Here is a 16,618-nt window from a genome sequence, read left to right on the forward strand (position 1 = left end):
GAAGTGACCGATGACTGCATTCTACGATGACTGGGAAACCCGCAGCGCCGACGCGCGGGCAGGATCGATCGCCGAATGCCTGCCGGCCCAGATCGCAGCGGCGCGGGCACTGCCCGGATATGCCGAGAGCCTGGGCGGGGTGGCCGCCGAGGGGATCACCGATCTGGCCGCGCTGGCGCGCCTGCCGGTGCTGCGCAAGGCGGAACTGGGGGCCGCGCAGAAGGCGGCGCCCCCCTTTGGCGGGCTGGTACCCCATGCGGCATCAGGGTTTGCCCATGTCTTCCAGTCGCCGGGGCCCCTGTACGAGCCGGGCATGATCAGTCACGACTGGTGGCGGCTGGGCCGGTTCCTGCACGCTTGCGGCATCGGCGCGGGCGACATCGTGCAGAACTGTTTCGGCTATCATCTGACCCCGGCGGGGATGATCTTCGAAAATGGCGCGCGCGCCGTGGGGGCGGCGGTGATCCCAGCGGGCACCGGCCAGACCGAATTGCAGGCGCAGGCGGCCCATGACATCGGGGCCACGGCCTATGCCGGAACGCCCGACTACCTGAAGGTGATCCTGGACAAGGCCGACGAGATGGGGCTGGCCCTGAAGATCACCAAGGCAGCGGTATCGGGCGGCGCATTGTTTCCGGCCTTGCGGCAGGAGTACGCGGATCGCGGCATCACATGCCTGCAATGCTATGCCACTGCCGATCTGGGCAACATCGCGTATGAATCGCCGGCCATGGAAGGGCTGATCGTGGACGAGGGCGTGCTGGTCGAGATCGTCACCCCCGGCACCGGCGATCCGGTGCCCGAGGGCGAGGTGGGCGAGGTCGTGGTGACCTCGCTGAACCCCGACTACCCGTTGATCCGCTTTGCCACCGGCGATCTGTCGGCAGTATTGCCCGGGGTCTCGGCCTGCGGACGCACCAACCTGCGGATCAAGGGCTGGATGGGGCGTGCCGACCAGACCGCCAAGATCAAGGGCATGTTCGTGCGGCCCGAGCAGGTGGCCGCCCTTGTGGCCCGCCACCCGGAGGTGGCTCGCGCCCGCGTGACCGTCACCCGCGAAGGCGCTGCGGATGCCATGCTGGTGCAGCTTGAGACCGATGCCAATGATCCTGCCGCCTATGGCGACTCGGCGGCAGCGGTTCTGAAGCTGAAGGGACGGGTCGAACTGGTGGCGCCGGGTAGCCTGCCGCGGGACGGCAAGGTGATCGACGATCAGCGCGACTACGACCCCGCCTGAGTTGGGAGCAAGACACAAAAAAAGCCGCCCGAGGGCGGCTTTCGTCGTGTTCAGGTGCCCGGCAATCAGCCCTGGCGTGCCTTGAACCGTTTCTGGGTCTTGTTGATCACATAGACCCGGCCCTTGCGGCGCACAACACGGCAATCGCGGTGACGCTGCTTGAGCGAGCGAAGCGAGTTTCTGACCTTCATGGTCCTCTCCTATCCGTCGCGGCGCGTCCTTGCGCCTGTTGAACCTGACCTTGCCTGCGCAAGGAATGAATGGTGGGCGATACTGGGATCGAACCAGTGACCCCTTCGATGTCAACGAAGTGCTCTACCGCTGAGCTAATCACCCCTTCCCGCAGCTTCCATTGCGTCTGAAACGCCCCTTCCGCGCGGTGGTGCAGGGTCTATAGAAGGAGTCGGCGGAGGGTTCAAGGGGTATTGGAGGCTAAAAAAAATCGGCTATATGAGTGGGTCAAGAGATGCGAGTGCCTGTGCCCTACGACCTGATTATTCCCGATCCGGTGACCACTGCGGTGGTCTTTGCCTCGCCGCACAGCGGACGGGCCTATTCCGGGGCATTCCGGCGGCGGTCGGTGCTGAAGGGCAATGCGCTGCGGTCGTCGGAAGATGCCTATGTGGATCAGTTGATCGCGGCGGCACCCGAGATGGGGGCGCCTCTGCTGACGGCCCGCACCCCGCGTGCCTATGTGGATTTGAACCGCAGCATGGACGAGCTTGATTCGGCGGTGATCGAAGGGGTGCGGCGTCTGGCGCACAACCCGCGGGTCAGCTCCGGGCTGGGAGTGATTCCACGGGTGGTGGCGCAGGGCCAGGCGATCTATTCCGGCAAGCTGTCGATGGTCGAGGCGCAGACCCGGCTGGATCGGCACTGGCGGCCCTATCACGCGGCGCTGGCCGAATTGATGCGGGAGCAGACGGCGCGCTTCGGCAAGGCGATCCTGATCGACTGTCATTCGATGCCGCATGAGGCGATCACCACCGCCTCGGCGCGGCGGGTGGCGCCGCAGATCGTGCTGGGCGATCGGTTCGGGGCGGCGGCGGATGAGGACTTCGTGGATCGTCTGGAAAGCGCCTTTGTCGCCGAAGGGCTGCGGGTGGCGCGCAATGCGCCCTTCGCCGGGGCCTTCATTTCGCAGCGCTATGGCCGGCCGGCCTATGGCCAGCACGTGGTGCAGGTCGAGATCGACCGGGCGCTGTACATGGACGAGACACGAATGGTGCGCAGCAGCGGTTTTGCCGAGACCCGCCGGATCCTGACCCGCGTCATGGCCGAGGTTGTCAAATACGGCGCGCCCAAGGTGCCGTTGGCGGCAGAGTAGCCGCTTACTCCGGGTAGCGGATGCCGCGAAAGGCCGGGAAATCTGCATAGAGCGTCTGACGGGCGGTGCGGTCCAGCGGCGGTTCTGCGCCGGGCCGCAGCAGCAGGCCGCGCGGCGGGATGAACGACGCGATGCGGCCTTCGCGGTCTTCGCGCCATGTCAGGTTGAAAGCCGCCAGCCGGGGAAAGAACTGGATTGCCGAATAGGGCAGGTGGTCGTGCAGCCACCACGCCAGATGCCGCCAGTCGCGCCCCTGTTCATAGCGGTCGGCGAACCACGGGATCACGATGCAGGCGCAGGCGCCCATGCGGCCCCGGGCGTCGCGCCGGTCCCAGATGTGGTTGGCCGCGCTGGCGGCGTTGCGGGCGCAATTCAGCCCCTTTGCATTTCCAAAGGCGTTCAGATCGGCACCACGCAGGGCGGAACGGACATGCAGCGGCCCGAAGGTTTCGACCAGCGGATCCAGCAGATCGGTGCACAGCCGGGTTCCGGTGGCAATGGCAAGCTCGGGATCGTCGGGCAGGTTGGGGCGCAGGTGAATCGCGGCGATTTCGGAATACAGGAAATCGCGCATGAAAAAATGCCGCGACAGCCGGGTGCGTCCGAAGGTTTCCAGTGACGTGACGCTGCCGATCCTGCGCATGGGGTCAGCCTAGCGCAGGGCGCGGCCCTTGACGATAGCCTGCGGGCCAAAGCGTTTGCGGATGGCATCGGCGGCACGTTCGGCCTTTTCGCGGCGCGCGGCGTCCGGGTCCAGCAGGTCGGCGGTAGCCCCGGCCTGATCGGCGGGCACCAGATCGCTCAGGCCGACGCCGATCAGGCGGAACGGTCCGGCATCCCCGGCCCGGTCGTACAGCGCGCGGGCGTGGCGATACAGCGTGTCGGCCAGTTGCGTTGGTGCGCGCAGGGATTCGCGGCGGCTGAGCAGGGCGTGGTTGGCCCGCTTCAGCTTCAGGGTGACGACCCGGCCCGCATACTCCTTGGCCTTGGCGCGGTCGGCCACCTTTTCCGACAGCCGCCACAGGTGACCATCCAGGACCTCGGGATCGGCGGTGTCCTCGAAAAAGGTGGTTTCGTTGGAGATTGACTTGACCGGACGACGGGCCGAGATGGAACGTGCATCCTGCCCGCGCGCCAGATGCCAGAGCCGTTCGCCGAAGCCGCCAAAGCGGGCGTGCAGGTCGCGCCGATCCCAGCGGCGCAGATCCGCGAAGGTGCGGATGCCGGCCTTATCCAGTGCGGCCTGCGTGGCCTGCCCGACGCCCCAGATCAGCCGCACGGGCTGATGTTCCAGAAAATCCGCGGTCTCGGCCTTGCCGATCACCGAGAAACCGCGCGGCTTGTCCAGATCCGATGCCACCTTGGCCAGGAACTTGTTGTGGCTGAGACCGATGGAGCCGGTGATGCCGATCTCGTCCTGCATCCGCTTCACCAGGCCGGCCAGCACCACCGCCGGCGGCGCGCCGTGCAGTTTCTCGGTGCCGGTGAGGTCGAGAAACGCCTCGTCCAGCGACAGCGGCTCGACCGCCGGGGTCAGTGCCTCCATCATGTCGCGGATCTGGCGGCTGACGCGGGCATAGGTGGCCATGTCGCCGCGCACCACCACCGCCTCGGGGCAAAGCTTCAGAGCCTGGAACATCGGCATGGCCGAACGCACGCCCTTGATCCGGGCGATATAGCAGGCGGTGGAAACCACGCCGCGCTTGCCGCCGCCGATGATGACCGGCTTGTCGCGCAGATCCGGGTTGTCGCGTTTTTCAACGCTGGCATAGAAGGCGTCGCAGTCCATATGCGCCACCGAGAGCGAGAACAGCTCGGGGTGCGACAGCATTCGGGGCGATCCGCAAGTGCGGCAGCGCAGGGGCGCGCCGGGGGAGGTCGCCAGGCAATCTCGGCACAGGCAGGGCATGGGGCAGGCTTAGGCGGTTGGCCCGCGCCGGGCAAGCGGTGTGCGACGAACGAGAGCCGGGGGCGTTAACCTAAGGGCAAGAATTCCAGACCTTGAAGCGCAAGTTCGCTTGACCCAAAACTGCCGGTCGCGGCATGATCTCCATGGGCCGTGCCGGAAGGTGCGGCTCACGAATGTCAGAGGCCGGAGATCGGGCCGGGTCCCGCGCAAGCTTCTGATATCAAAACCATATATCTCAGGTACAGAATTAGTCGTTCGGGCCGCTGGACGGTGCATGCCCCTGTCATTGCGCGGTGCCTGTGGCGCGATCACGACGTGAGTATTTTCGCCAAAAAGAAACTCAGAGCGCGGCGAGTTCGGCCTGGATCGCCTGCGCTGCGGCGCGGGGGCTGTCGGCGGTCCAGATCGGGCGGCCCACCACGATGTGATCGGCGCCGTCGGTGATGGCGCTTGCCGGGGTGGCCACGCGTTTCTGATCGCCAAGCGCGCTGCCGGTGGGGCGCACGCCGGGGGTGACAATGAGTTTTCCAGAGGCTTCCGGCAGGGCGCGGATCAGGGCGGCCTCCTGCGGGGAGGCGATGACGCCATGGGCTCCGGCGGCGAGGGCGCGGGCGGCGCGTTCGGTGACGAGGTCGGGGATATCGCCTGATTGGATCATGCAGGCATCCAGGTCGCCGCGGTCGAGCGAGGTCAGGATGGTGACCGCGAGGATTTTCAGGTTGGATCCGGCCGCCCCTTCGCAAGCTGCGCGCACCACATGCGGATCGCCGTGCACGGTGAGGAAGTCGAGATCGAATTGCGCCAGACCGCGCACCGCGTTTTCCACCGTGGCGCCGATGTCGAACAGCTTCATGTCGAGAAAGATGCGCTTGCCGTGATCCTGTTTCAGCTCGTTGGCCAGGGCCAGTCCGCCGCCTGTCAGCATCCCCAGCCCGATCTTGTAGAAGCAGGCGGCATCGCCGATCTTCTGGGCCAGTTGCAGCCCGGACAGGGCGTTGGGAACGTCGAGGGCGACAATGAGGCGGTCATCGGTCATGGCGGGCTCCGGTGGTTTTCGGCGGTGATGGGACCGGGCAGGGCCAAGGTCAAGGCCCGGAACACCGGGAAAATGCGCGCGGACCCTTGAGCCGCGCGCCGACAATTCCCAAATTCAACGTGAGGCCCGACAGATCCCGTGCCGCCAAGCCGGGCGGGATTGCCAAGGGTGCTGAGAAAAGGAGAACACCATGAACCTTGAAAAGTTCACGGAGCGGTCGCGCGGCTTTCTGCAAGCGGCCCAGACGATTGCGATGCGCGAGGGGCATCAGAAACTTTCCCCCGAACATGTCCTGAAAGCCCTGCTGGATGACGAGGAAGGTCTTGCGGCCAACCTGATCAAACGTGCCGGGGGCGCGCCCGAGCGGGTGCGCGAGGCCACCGATCTGGCCCTGTCGAAGCTGCCCAAGGTCAGCGGCGATGCGGGGCAGGTCTATATGGATCAGCAGACCGCCAAGGTGCTGGACGAATCCGAGAAGATTGCCACCAAGGCCGGCGACAGCTTTGTGGCCGTGGAGCGCATTTTGACCGCGCTGGCGGTGGTGAAATCCAAGGCCAAGGAGGCACTGGATGCCGGGGCGGTCACCGCCATGGCGCTGAATTCGGCAATCAACGATCTGCGCAAGGGGCGCACGGCGGACAGTGCTTCGGCCGAGGATGGCTATGACGCGCTGAAGAAATACGCGCGGGATCTGACGCAGGCAGCGCGGGACGGCAAGATCGACCCGATCATCGGCCGCGACGAGGAAATCCGGCGCACCATGCAGGTGCTGAGCCGGCGGACCAAGAACAACCCGGTGCTGATCGGGGAACCCGGCGTCGGTAAAACGGCGATTGCCGAGGGGCTGGCCCTGCGCATCATCGACGGTGACGTGCCCGAGAGCCTGAAGAACAAGCGGCTGATGGCGCTGGACATGGGATCTTTGATCGCGGGCGCCAAGTATCGCGGTGAGTTCGAGGAGCGTCTGAAGGCGATCCTGAAGGAGATCGAGGCCGCGGCTGGCGAGATCGTGCTGTTCATCGACGAGATGCACACGCTGGTTGGCGCGGGCAAGGCGGATGGGGCGATGGATGCCAGCAACCTGCTGAAACCGGCGCTGGCGCGCGGGGAGCTTCACTGCGTCGGCGCGACCACGCTGGATGAATACCGCAAGCACGTCGAGAAGGACGCGGCCCTGGCCCGGCGGTTCCAGCCGGTGCTGGTCGAGGAGCCGACGGTGGAAGACACCGTGTCGATCCTGCGCGGCATCAAGGAGAAATACGAGCTGCACCACGGGGTGCGGATCAGCGACTCGGCCCTTGTGGCGGCGGCAACCCTGTCGCACCGCTATATCACCGACCGTTTCCTGCCGGACAAGGCCATCGACCTGGTCGATGAGGCCGCCAGCCGGTTGCGGATGGAAGTGGACAGCAAGCCCGAGGAACTGGACGCGCTGGATCGCCAGATCCTGCAGTTGCAGATCGAGGCCGAGGCCCTGAAGAAGGAAGACGACGCGGCGTCGAAAGACCGGCTGGAAAAGCTGGAAGCCGAGTTGGGCGACCTGATGCAGCGCTCTGCCGAGATGACGGCGCAATGGCAGGCCGAACGCGACAAGCTGGCCCAGGCCCGTGACATCAAGGAAAAGCTGGACCATGCCCGTGCCGAGCTGGATCAGGCCAAGCGCGAAGGCAACCTGGCCCGCGCCGGGGAGCTGTCCTATGGCGTGATCCCGGATCTGGAAAAGAGGCTGGCCTCTGCCGAGGAAGCCGAAAGCGACGTGATGGTCGAAGAGGCCGTGCGCCCTGAGCAGATCGCCGGTGTGGTGGAACGCTGGACCGGGATTCCGACCTCGAAGATGCTGGAAGGCGAGCGCGAGAAGTTGCTGCGCATGGAAGAGGAACTGGGCAAGCGGGTGATCGGCCAGCGCACGGCGGTGACCGCCGTGTCGAACGCCGTGCGCCGCGCGCGGGCGGGTCTGAACGACGAGAACCGGCCGCTGGGCTCGTTCCTGTTCCTCGGGCCGACCGGTGTCGGCAAGACCGAGCTGACCAAGGCCGTGGCCGAGTACCTGTTCGACGACGACAACGCCATGGTGCGCATCGACATGAGCGAGTTCATGGAGAAGCACGCGGTTGCCCGCCTGATCGGCGCGCCTCCGGGCTATGTCGGATATGACGAGGGCGGGGTTCTGACCGAAGCCGTGCGGCGGCGTCCGTACCAGGTGGTGCTGTTCGACGAGGTCGAGAAGGCGCATCCGGATGTGTTCAACGTGCTATTGCAGGTTCTGGATGACGGCGTGCTGACCGATGGTCAGGGCCGCACTGTGGACTTCAAGCAGACGTTGATCGTGCTGACGTCGAACCTGGGGTCGCAGGCGCTGAGCCAGCTGCCCGATGGGGCTGATGCAGCGCAGGCCAAGCGCGACGTGATGGATGCGGTGCGGGCACACTTCCGGCCCGAGTTCCTGAACCGTCTGGACGAGACGATCATCTTCGATCGCCTGAACCGCGAGGACATGGATGGCATCGTCGATATCCAGCTGTCGCGCCTGGAGAAACGTCTGGCGGCCCGCAAGCTGTCGGTCGAACTGGATGAGCCAGCGCACAAGTGGCTGGCCGACGAAGGCTATGATCCGGTGTTCGGGGCGCGTCCGCTGAAGCGCGTGATCCAGCGCGCCTTGCAGGATCAGTTGGCCGAGATGATCCTGGCCGGGGATGTGAAGGACGGCGACGTCATCACGGTTTCAGCCGGGGCCGACGGGTTGATCGTGGGCGACCGGATCAGCGCGTCGCAGCGGCCCAAGCCCGAGGATGCGGTGGTGCACTAGTCCCCCCGCAACTGGAAATATGGGGCGGCCTCTTCGGGGCCGCCCCTTTTCGTATCAGCCTTCGGGAATGATCACCTGGTCGACAACGTGGATCACGCCGTTGCTGGCTTCGATGTCGGCCTGGGTGACCATGGCGTCGTTGACCTTCACGCCATCGCGGCCATCGATGATCAACTCACCACCGTTGACGGTCTTGGCGCTGACGGTTTGATCTACCAGCTCCCCCGACATCACCTTGGCCGGCACCACGTGATAGGTCAGGATCGCCACCAGCTGATCCTTGTTTTCCGGCATCAGCAGGGTTTCGACAGTGCCATCGGGCAGGGCGGCAAAGGCCTCGTCGGTGGGGGCGAAGACGGTGAAGGGACCAGTGCCTTTCAGCGTGTCGACCAGACCCGCAGCCTGAACCGCTGCCACGAGGGTGTTGAAGCTGCCGGCTTCGACCGCCGTGTCCACGATGTCCTTGCTGTGGCCATCGGCGAAGGCCGGACCGGCGAAGAAGGCGGCGGCGGTCAGGGCGGTGAAAGTTCTGCGAAACATGAGTGTTCTCCATTGCTGCACAAGAAACGCGTCGTTGCGTTGGCACAGAGAGTAGGCAGGCGCGGACAAAAATCAGGCCGGTTGGCCGCGTGGAAGGATCTTGACGGCGGCCCCGGCGCGCCTAAGCCCGCGATCCTGGGATTTCCAGTCAACTCAAAGTGAGGGCTTGTGACGAAAAACCGGGGCGGTCTTCGGATTTCCTTTGTTCTTTACCGGCGATTGTGGCGCAATCGGTGGCAGCCAGACCGGGCGGCGGGCGCCGGGGCGGCCGAGAAGGATGAACCGGATGGAATTTGTAGAACGCGGGCTGAACTTTCTGGGGCTGTTGCTGGTACTGGGGCTTATGGTGGCGCTGGTGGTGGCGATCACCTTGTTCATCATCGACCGAGTGCAGACGCGTGACGCCATCCGCCGCAACTATCCGGTGCTGGGCCGCTTCCGGCATCTGTTCACCGCGCTGGGGGAATTCTTCCGGCAATATTTCTTTGCCATGGATCGCGAAGAACTGCCCTTCAACCGGGCGCAGCGCGACTGGATCTCGCGGGCGGCCTCGGGCAAGGGCAATACCATCGCCTTCGGATCGACCCGCAACCTTGAAGTGGTCGGCACGTCGATCTTCGTGAATTCGGCCTTCCCGCCGCTGGATGAGGAAGCCGCCCCGGCGGGGCCGCTGGTCATCGGACCGGGCGCGCGCAAGCCGTTCGAGGCGCCGTCGTTCTTCAATATCTCGGGCATGAGCTATGGCGCCATTTCCAAACCTGCGGTTCTGGCGCTGGCGCGGGGTGCCAAGGAGGCGGGCATCTGGATGAACACCGGCGAGGGTGGGGTGTCGCCCTATCACCTGAAATCGGGCTGTGATCTGGTTTATCAGATCGGCACCGCAAAATACGGCGTGCGCGATGTGGCGGGGCATCTGGACGATGGCAAGCTGGCCGCCATCGCGGCCCATGACAACATCCGCATGTTCGAGATCAAGCTCAGCCAGGGCGCCAAGCCGGGCAAGGGCGGTATCCTGCCGGCCGCCAAGATCACCCCCGAGATCGCCGAAATTCGCGGCATCCCGCTGAACGAAACCAGCTATTCGCCCAATCGCCACAAGGAAGTGCACAATTGGGACGACCTGCTGGATTTCATCGGCCATGTGCGCGAGGTCACGGGCAAGCCGGTGGGCGTCAAGATGTGCATCGGCTCGGTCGACGGGGTGCGGGAGTTCTTTTCGACCATCAACGCACGCGGCGCCGACAGTGCGCCGGATTTCATCACCATCGATGGCGGGGAGGGCGGCACCGGGGCCTCGCCCATGCCGCTGATGGATCTGGTGGGCATGCCCATTCGCGAGGCGCTGCCCCGCATGTCGGACATGCTGAACGAATACGGCCTGCGGGACCGCATCCGCCTGATCGCCAGTGCCAAGCTGGTCAATCCCGGCGATGTGGCCTGGGCGCTGGCGGCGGGGGCCGATTTCGTCACCTCGGCGCGTGGCTTCATGTTCGCGCTTGGCTGTATCCAGGCGCTGAAGTGCAACAAGAACACCTGCCCGACCGGGATCACCACCCATGACTTGCGCCTCCAGCAGGGGCTGGTGGTCGAGGACAAGTATCGCAAGGTGGCCAATTTCGCGACTTCGGTGATCAAGGAGGTCGAAGTCATCGCCCATTCGGTCGGGGTCGACGGGCCGCGCCAGTTGGGCCGGGGACATGTGCGGCTGGTGCAGCCCAACGGCCGGTCGCTGCGGATGAACGCGCTGTATCCCGAGCCCGAGCATGTCAGCCCGACCTGACACATTCCCAACGAAGCTGTGAGCAGGGTTGTCTTTGACCCCCCGGCCAAGCGGGTTAGGTTCCCGGTGATCAACGGAGGATCCGATGCGCCGCCACTCTCGCCGACTGACCTGGGCCGATGTCACACCCGAAGCCGATTTCCTCAACCGTCGGACCTTGCTGGCCGGCGCGGGGGTCCTTGGCCTGTCCGCGCTGGCGCGACCGCTGCATGCGGCCGGGGCGTTTTCCACCGACGAGACGCCCAACAGCTTCGAGGACATCACCCAGTACAACAATTTCTACGAGTTCGGATGGGACAAGACCGATCCGGCCCGCCATGCCGAGGCCCTGACCACCGATCCGTGGAGCGTCAAGATCGACGGTATGGTCGAGCGTCCGGGCACCTACGATCTGGGCGACCTGATGGCCGGGCTGACCATCGAGGAACGGATCTATCGTTTCCGTTGTGTCGAGGCCTGGTCGATGATTATCCCCTGGAACGGCTTCGAGTTGGGCGCCCTGCTGAACAAGGTCGGGGTGCAGCCCTCGGCGAAATACGTGGCTTTCGAGACCCTGTTCCGCCCCGAGGAAATGCGCGGCCAGCGGACATCGGCGCTGGACTGGCCCTATCGCGAGGGGCTGCGGCTGGACGAGGCCATGAACCCGCTGACCCTGATGGCCACGGGGCTGTACGGCAAGTCGCTGCCCAACCAGAACGGCGCGCCGTTGCGGCTGGTGGTGCCGTGGAAGTATGGCTTCAAGTCGATCAAGTCGATCGTGCGGATCACCCTGACGGATCAGGAACCGCCGACCACCTGGAACATGCTGCAGCCGCGCGAATACGGTTTCTATGCCAATGTGAACCCGCAAGTGGATCACCCGCGATGGAGCCAGGCCAGCGAACGCCGGGTTGGCGGCGGCCTGTTCGCCAAGAAGCAGCCCACCCTGATGTTCAATGGCTATGCCGACGATGTTGCGGGCCTGTATTCCGGCATGGATCTGGCGAAATTCTACTGACAGCAGATGCGCGCCCCGGCGCGACGTGCCAAGGGCTTGGGCCATGACTCAACGGATCACACCCGGCGCGAACGCACCGATGACGCCGCTTTGGGCGGCGGTGACCGATGCGCTGAACACGGCCTCCCGGCGGCTGCCGACGTGGCCGGTCTATCTGTTTGGGCTGCTGCCGATGCCGTGGTTCTTCTGGAAGGCCCTGAACGGCGAGATGGGCGTCAACCCGATCGAGGCGCTGGAACATCGCTATGGGCTTCTGGCGTTGCAATTCCTGGTGGCCGGGCTGGCCGTGACCCCCCTGCGGCGCATGCTGGGTGTGAACCTGATCCGCTTTCGCCGTGCCATCGGTCTGACGGCCTTCTTCTATGTGCTGGCGCATCTCAGCGTCTGGGCCCTGCTGGACGTGCAATCCCTGGCAGCGATCTGGAAGGACATCGTCAAACGGCCCTATATCACCATCGGCATGGCCGGGTTCCTGTGTCTTCTGCCGCTGGCGCTGACCTCGAACAACTGGAGCCTGCGCCGGTTGGGGCCGCTGCGCTGGCGCCGCCTGCACATGCTGACCTACCCGGCGGTGCTGTTGGGATCGGCGCATTTCGTGATGCTGGTGAAGGGCTGGCAGACCGAACCGATCCTCTATTTCGGGGCTATCGTCGGTCTGTTGATGCTGCGTCTGGTGCCGCGCCGCTAAGGCGCGGGGCAAGAGGCCGCCGCCAGAGCCGCCCGCGCCTGATCGCCAAGCGCCTTGGGTACATAGCGCGACCATGCCATGCGATAGGGCGTGCCCGCCGCATCCCGGTTCATGTATTGCCACGCCAGCGCGCGGTCAGGTCCAAAGACCAGCAGCCGGCCCGCGGTGTCTTCCTCCACGATCAGATGCCCGGACTCCGTCATGTCCGACAACCCGTTGGTGGTGGCCAGAACCACGGCCTCTTCCAGTGCTGATTGGTAGGGGCTGGTCACCGTGTCGCTTTCCAGATCATAGACCAGCACGTTGGAGGTGGTGTCGATATAAGCGCCGGCGCCCCGGTTGCGCACGTTGTTGTTGAACACCGAGATGGTGGTCGGCCCCAGGATATCCACGTCATGCTGGGCCATCCACGGTCCGCGCTTCATCCACAGGATTTCGTCGGTCGAGGGCCGGTACAGCAGGATCGCTGCGATATCCCGCGCACTGATAAGCAGATCGCCGGTTTTCCAATAGGGGCCGTCCGACAGAACGGGCTGGATATCGTTCAGGTGCAGCGGATCCTCGCGGTATTCTCCCATCTGGTAGACCATGTACTCATGGCCATGATCGATCAGAAGCTGCGTCAGCGACCGCGTGAACAGAATCTCTCCCTCGGGCGAGATCTGCACAAGCGTATCGTCGTGGAACTTCTCTGACAGGCCAAGCTCTGTCGGTTCGGTGAACCCCGGCGACCAGTAGTTGCCCTCGGCATCCCGGTTCAGCGAATGGTGCAGCATGATGTCGTCCTGCATCCAAAGCATGTCTCCGCAAGGGGACAGTCGCATCAGCGGCGAGGTCTGGCCATGCATCACCAGCGAGCCATCAGCCTCCAGCAGCGGGTGCATGGCGCGGAACCGGGCCGAGGACCAGAACGCATAGGGCACGATCTTCGACGTGCGCGGCAGCCCGGCGAACAGCGTTTCGGGCGCCGGCAGCCAGCGGTGCAGGACCGAGAAGTCGCTCAGGTCCACTAGTTCCACGACGGTCCGACCCAGATCGCCGTCGATCCGGCTGAACAGCAGATAGCCCGAGAGGGCCGTTCCGTCCGAAACCTGCGACCAGCCCGAAGGAATATCGGCCAGGCGTCGCGCGCTGCCGGCGTGAAAGGCCGAACCCGTTTCCATCGCGCTTTTCAGCACCTCGGGCAGATCGGCCACGAAATAGGCCGCATCGCCGATGGTGCCCCAGCGGGATGGCCGGTCAGGGTACTGGCGGGACACCGCTTCGCTTTTCACGATCTCGCCGAACAGGACGATGCCGGGCAGAACCAGAACAAGCAGCAGCAGCACCAGCCACACTTCCACCCGCTTGAACAGGACGCGCTCGAACCACATCGTCATCTCCTTCCGTCCCTTGGCCATGCGGCCGGGTATTCCGGCCGGGCCACTTGGACATGCCGTCAGGCCCGCCTTAGACGTGTCGCGATCTTTGCGAAGATCGGGCGGTGCAGCAACCCTTGTTCGGCTCTGCGATTGCGTTGTTTTTCTTGGATTCGCGGATATTGGTATTGTTTGTGTTTTGTTTGTTGGGTTTCCCTTTGGTCATTGGGTATCGCGGTACCGTTTGTGGTTTTGGTTTGGGTGTGTTCTGGTTTTGGCGGGGAGTGTTGCTGTGCGGGTGATGGATAGTATCCGTATGTTATTGTTTGTTTTTTCCGGGGATTTCCAGAAACCTTCATTTTCTTCAAAAAAGGGGTTGCGACTCTTTGAGAGTGGCTCTAGACACCCCTTCACCGACGGGGCGGCGACGCGCTGTTGGGGGGCTGGACGGGGTTGAGAGGCTTCGGAAGGTGACGACATTCAGGGACTGATCGAGCGGGTTGCGCGAGTAAGATTTGCGCCACCTGTTGGTTTTTGCCTCTGGGGGTCAGGGATTTGGGTTTTTGCCTTGTTCCGCGTTTTTTGACAATTGAGTATCTGAAGAGATATGTGGGCGGTTTGGTTCATTCGATGGATCAGCCTTCTGTATATCGCGCCACTAGGGATTTCGGTTCCGATGATGTGGTGTCAGCTTCACTGTTTGGCGGCTTCGTTTTCTTTGGAAACGATGCACGTTGAACAGAAGATGTCCCCTTTGAACAGGGGGACGATGTGCAGAGGTTCGAACGTCAAGGATAGCGTTGCAAGACGCTTTCAACTTGAGAGTTTGATCCTGGCTCAGAACGAACGCTGGCGGCAGGCCTAACACATGCAAGTCGAGCGATCCCTTCGGGGATAGCGGCGGACGGGTTAGTAACGCGTGGGAATATACCCAATGGTACGGAATAGCCTCTGGAAACGGAGATTAATACCGTATGTGCCCTTCGGGGGAAAGATTTATCGCCATTGGATTAGCCCGCGTTGGATTAGGTAGTTGGTGGGGTAATGGCCTACCAAGCCTACGATCCATAGCTGGTTTGAGAGGATGATCAGCAACACTGGGACTGAGACACGGCCCAGACTCCTACGGGAGGCAGCAGTGGGGAATCTTCGGCAATGGGCGCAAGCCTGACCGAGCCATGCCGCGTGAGCGATGAAGGCCTTAGGGTTGTAAAGCTCTTTCGCCAGGGATGATAATGACAGTACCTGGTAAAGAAACCCCGGCTAACTCCGTGCCAGCAGCCGCGGTAATACGGAGGGGGTTAGCGTTGTTCGGAATTACTGGGCGTAAAGCGTACGTAGGCGGATTGGAAAGTTGGGGGTGAAATCCCAGGGCTCAACCCTGGAACTGCCTCCAAAACTGCCAGTCTTGAGTTCGAGAGAGGTGAGTGGAACTCCGAGTGTAGAGGTGAAATTCGTAGATATTCGGAAGAACACCAGTGGCGAAGGCGGCTCACTGGCTCGATACTGACGCTGAGGTACGAAAGTGTGGGGAGCAAACAGGATTAGATACCCTGGTAGTCCACACCGTAAACGATGAATGCCAGTCGTCGGGTAGCATGCTATTCGGTGACACACCTAACGGATTAAGCATTCCGCCTGGGGAGTACGGTCGCAAGATTAAAACTCAAAGGAATTGACGGGGGCCCGCACAAGCGGTGGAGCATGTGGTTTAATTCGAAGCAACGCGCAGAACCTTACCAACCCTTGACATAGAGATCGCGGATCCAGAGATGGATCTTTCAGTTCGGCTGGATCTCATACAGGTGCTGCATGGCTGTCGTCAGCTCGTGTCGTGAGATGTTCGGTTAAGTCCGGCAACGAGCGCAACCCACGTCTTTAGTTGCCAGCAGTTCGGCTGGGCACTCTAAAGAAACTGCCGATGATAAGTCGGAGGAAGGTGTGGATGACGTCAAGTCCTCATGGCCCTTACGGGTTGGGCTACACACGTGCTACAATGGCAGTGACAATGGGTTAATCCCAAAAAGCTGTCTCAGTTCGGATTGGGGTCTGCAACTCGACCCCATGAAGTCGGAATCGCTAGTAATCGCGTAACAGCATGACGCGGTGAATACGTTCCCGGGCCTTGTACACACCGCCCGTCACACCATGGGAGTTGGTTCTACCTGACGACGCTGCGCTAACCTCTCGAGGAGGCAGGCGGCCACGGTAGGATCAGCGACTGGGGTGAAGTCGTAACAAGGTAGCCGTAGGGGAACCTGCGGCTGGATCACCTCCTTTCTAAGGATGTTCCGCGTAGATTTGTTCGCAAATCTCATGGAACACTTAGCAGTCATGTCCTTTCTCACGAAGGGAACGGCCATTTGGCCGGATATGACATATGAGACGCAAGTCTCACCGGACCAGGCCGTCCTCATATCTCTTCAGTCTTACAGCAGGATGCGGGTTAATCACCTGCGGTTCTTCGGAACTGCGCTCCGCATTCATCAGCCGGCACACCTCGCGGCATGGCCGCTCGGCTCATGCCTCAAACCGCTCCACCGGAGCGGTTTGACCGCGATGCGGTCGGCATGAGGGTCGGTAGCTCAGGTGGTTAGAGCGCACGCCTGATAAGCGTGAGGTCGGAGGTTCAAGTCCTCCTCGACCCACCATTTTGCTGCGCGAACTGGTGGATCTCGTCGGAGAGCTTCCATTTGCACGTCCTCGAACCTTCGGTTCTGCGGGCGGTGCGGGCATCGACCCACCATGACTTCGGGGCCTTAGCTCAGCTGGGAGAGCGCCTGATTTGCATTCAGGAGGTCAGGAGTTCGATCCTCCTAGGCTCCACCAAAAAATCCTCACTGCGTTCGGCTTTTTTGGTCGAGCCCAGGTTTTTTGCCTGACAATGCCTGCGGCATTGAGCATCCCTTCGGGATGACGCTCCACCCACCGCGATGCGGC

The 16,618-nt window shown here is 63.2% G+C and carries 12 protein-coding genes, 3 tRNA genes and 1 rRNA gene; 9 read left to right on the plus strand and 7 right to left on the minus strand.

All coding sequences use genetic code 11. The features are described from left to right. The first annotated feature begins 10 nt into the window (after positions 1 to 10). Positions 11 to 1,237 carry a phenylacetate--CoA ligase family protein gene (locus tag ACP15K_RS13065; protein WP_193143206.1) on the plus strand — a complete coding sequence of 409 codons (1,227 nt, stop codon included), beginning with the start codon at positions 11 to 13 and terminating at the stop codon, positions 1,235 to 1,237. 65 nt (positions 1,238 to 1,302) lie between these two features. Here the strand turns inward: ACP15K_RS13065 and ykgO are convergent, their stop codons facing one another. Both ykgO and ACP15K_RS13075 read right to left on the minus strand, forming a co-directional pair. Then, positions 1,303 to 1,428, minus strand: coding sequence for a type B 50S ribosomal protein L36 (ykgO, locus tag ACP15K_RS13070; RefSeq protein ID WP_133343857.1), 126 nt, complete (start codon positions 1,426 to 1,428; stop codon positions 1,303 to 1,305). Positions 1,429 to 1,498: 70 nt separating this feature from the next. Next, a tRNA-Val gene (locus ACP15K_RS13075) sits at positions 1,499 to 1,573 on the minus strand. Positions 1,574 to 1,709: 136 nt separating this feature from the next. On the opposite strand from ACP15K_RS13075, the gene ACP15K_RS13080 reads away from it, so the two are divergent. After that, positions 1,710 to 2,564 carry an N-formylglutamate amidohydrolase gene (locus ACP15K_RS13080; RefSeq protein ID WP_319022502.1) on the plus strand — a complete coding sequence of 285 codons (855 nt, stop codon included), beginning with the start codon at positions 1,710 to 1,712 and terminating at the stop codon, positions 2,562 to 2,564. A gap of 4 nt (positions 2,565 to 2,568) precedes the next feature. On the opposite strand, the gene ACP15K_RS13085 is transcribed toward ACP15K_RS13080, so the two are convergent. From ACP15K_RS13085 to pyrF, 3 genes are all read right to left on the minus strand, one after another. Then, entirely contained in the window at positions 2,569 to 3,207 is a 639-nt protein-coding gene (locus ACP15K_RS13085; RefSeq protein WP_424990714.1) for a hypothetical protein, read from the minus strand. A 9-nt stretch (positions 3,208 to 3,216) separates the two neighbouring features. After that, the gene (locus tag ACP15K_RS13090; RefSeq protein WP_424990715.1) at positions 3,217 to 4,473 is read right to left on the minus strand and encodes a DNA polymerase IV; all 1,257 of its coding nucleotides are present in this window, start codon (positions 4,471 to 4,473) and stop codon (positions 3,217 to 3,219) included. 340 nt (positions 4,474 to 4,813) lie between these two features. Continuing rightward, a complete protein-coding gene (pyrF, locus tag ACP15K_RS13095) occupies positions 4,814 to 5,509 on the minus strand; it encodes an orotidine-5'-phosphate decarboxylase (RefSeq protein ID WP_193143210.1) in 696 nt (231 codons plus the stop codon). A gap of 190 nt (positions 5,510 to 5,699) precedes the next feature. Here pyrF and clpB point away from each other — a divergent pair, with 190 nt between their 5' ends. Beyond that, a complete protein-coding gene (gene clpB / locus ACP15K_RS13100) occupies positions 5,700 to 8,315 on the plus strand; it encodes an ATP-dependent chaperone ClpB (RefSeq protein WP_193143211.1) in 2,616 nt (871 codons plus the stop codon). A gap of 54 nt (positions 8,316 to 8,369) precedes the next feature. On the opposite strand, the gene ACP15K_RS13105 is transcribed toward clpB, so the two are convergent. Further along, on the minus strand, positions 8,370 to 8,855 hold the full coding sequence (locus ACP15K_RS13105; RefSeq protein ID WP_424990716.1) for a fasciclin domain-containing protein: 486 nt from the start codon (positions 8,853 to 8,855) through the stop codon (positions 8,370 to 8,372). 286 nt (positions 8,856 to 9,141) lie between these two features. On the opposite strand from ACP15K_RS13105, the gene ACP15K_RS13110 reads away from it, so the two are divergent. The 3 genes from ACP15K_RS13110 (at position 9,142) to msrQ (ending at position 12,320) form a co-directional block, all read left to right on the plus strand. Then, positions 9,142 to 10,635 (plus strand): FMN-binding glutamate synthase family protein, encoded by a 1,494-nt coding sequence (locus ACP15K_RS13110; protein WP_424990717.1) that lies wholly within the window; start codon positions 9,142 to 9,144, stop codon positions 10,633 to 10,635. An 85-nt stretch (positions 10,636 to 10,720) separates the two neighbouring features. After that, positions 10,721 to 11,632 (plus strand): protein-methionine-sulfoxide reductase catalytic subunit MsrP, encoded by a 912-nt coding sequence (msrP, locus tag ACP15K_RS13115; protein WP_193143214.1) that lies wholly within the window; start codon positions 10,721 to 10,723, stop codon positions 11,630 to 11,632. Between the two features lie 79 nt (positions 11,633 to 11,711). Then, entirely contained in the window at positions 11,712 to 12,320 is a 609-nt protein-coding gene (gene msrQ / locus ACP15K_RS13120) for a protein-methionine-sulfoxide reductase heme-binding subunit MsrQ (protein WP_193143226.1), read from the plus strand. Here msrQ and ACP15K_RS13125 read toward each other — a convergent pair. Continuing rightward, positions 12,317 to 13,720, minus strand: coding sequence for an arylsulfotransferase family protein (locus ACP15K_RS13125; RefSeq protein ID WP_424990718.1), 1,404 nt, complete (start codon positions 13,718 to 13,720; stop codon positions 12,317 to 12,319). The genes msrQ and ACP15K_RS13125 overlap by 4 nt on opposite strands. Before the next feature lie 772 nt (positions 13,721 to 14,492). Between ACP15K_RS13125 and ACP15K_RS13130 the strand changes: the two genes are divergently transcribed. From ACP15K_RS13130 to ACP15K_RS13140, 3 genes are all read left to right on the plus strand, one after another. Further along, positions 14,493 to 15,958: ribosomal RNA gene (locus ACP15K_RS13130) — 16S ribosomal RNA — on the plus strand. 294 nt (positions 15,959 to 16,252) lie between these two features. Further along, a tRNA-Ile gene (locus ACP15K_RS13135) sits at positions 16,253 to 16,329 on the plus strand. A 102-nt stretch (positions 16,330 to 16,431) separates the two neighbouring features. After that, positions 16,432 to 16,507: transfer RNA gene (locus ACP15K_RS13140), tRNA-Ala, on the plus strand. The last annotated feature ends 111 nt before the right edge of the window (positions 16,508 to 16,618 follow it).

The sequence above is a fragment of the Fluviibacterium sp. S390 genome (assembly GCF_049800695.1).
Lineage (GTDB): Bacteria > Pseudomonadota > Alphaproteobacteria > Rhodobacterales > Rhodobacteraceae > Meridianimarinicoccus.

What these genes read in the sequence shown, in the direction of transcription:
- ACP15K_RS13105 (WP_424990716.1), bottom strand. Translation starts at nt 8,855, where the DNA reads ATGTTTCGCAGAACTTTCACCGCCCTGACCGCCGCCGCCTTCTTCGCC.
- ykgO (WP_133343857.1), bottom strand. Translation starts at nt 1,428, where the DNA reads ATGAAGGTCAGAAACTCGCTTCGCTCGCTCAAGCAGCGTCACCGCGAT.
- msrP (WP_193143214.1), top strand. Translation starts at nt 10,721, where the DNA reads ATGCGCCGCCACTCTCGCCGACTGACCTGGGCCGATGTCACACCCGAA.
- ACP15K_RS13085 (WP_424990714.1), bottom strand. Translation starts at nt 3,207, where the DNA reads ATGCGCAGGATCGGCAGCGTCACGTCACTGGAAACCTTCGGACGCACC.
- msrQ (WP_193143226.1), top strand. Translation starts at nt 11,712, where the DNA reads ATGACGCCGCTTTGGGCGGCGGTGACCGATGCGCTGAACACGGCCTCC.
- clpB (WP_193143211.1), top strand. Translation starts at nt 5,700, where the DNA reads ATGAACCTTGAAAAGTTCACGGAGCGGTCGCGCGGCTTTCTGCAAGCG.
- pyrF (WP_193143210.1), bottom strand. Translation starts at nt 5,509, where the DNA reads ATGACCGATGACCGCCTCATTGTCGCCCTCGACGTTCCCAACGCCCTG.
- ACP15K_RS13125 (WP_424990718.1), bottom strand. Translation starts at nt 13,720, where the DNA reads ATGGCCAAGGGACGGAAGGAGATGACGATGTGGTTCGAGCGCGTCCTG.
- ACP15K_RS13065 (WP_193143206.1), top strand. Translation starts at nt 11, where the DNA reads ATGACTGCATTCTACGATGACTGGGAAACCCGCAGCGCCGACGCGCGG.
- ACP15K_RS13110 (WP_424990717.1), top strand. Translation starts at nt 9,142, where the DNA reads ATGGAATTTGTAGAACGCGGGCTGAACTTTCTGGGGCTGTTGCTGGTA.
- ACP15K_RS13090 (WP_424990715.1), bottom strand. Translation starts at nt 4,473, where the DNA reads ATGCCCTGCCTGTGCCGAGATTGCCTGGCGACCTCCCCCGGCGCGCCC.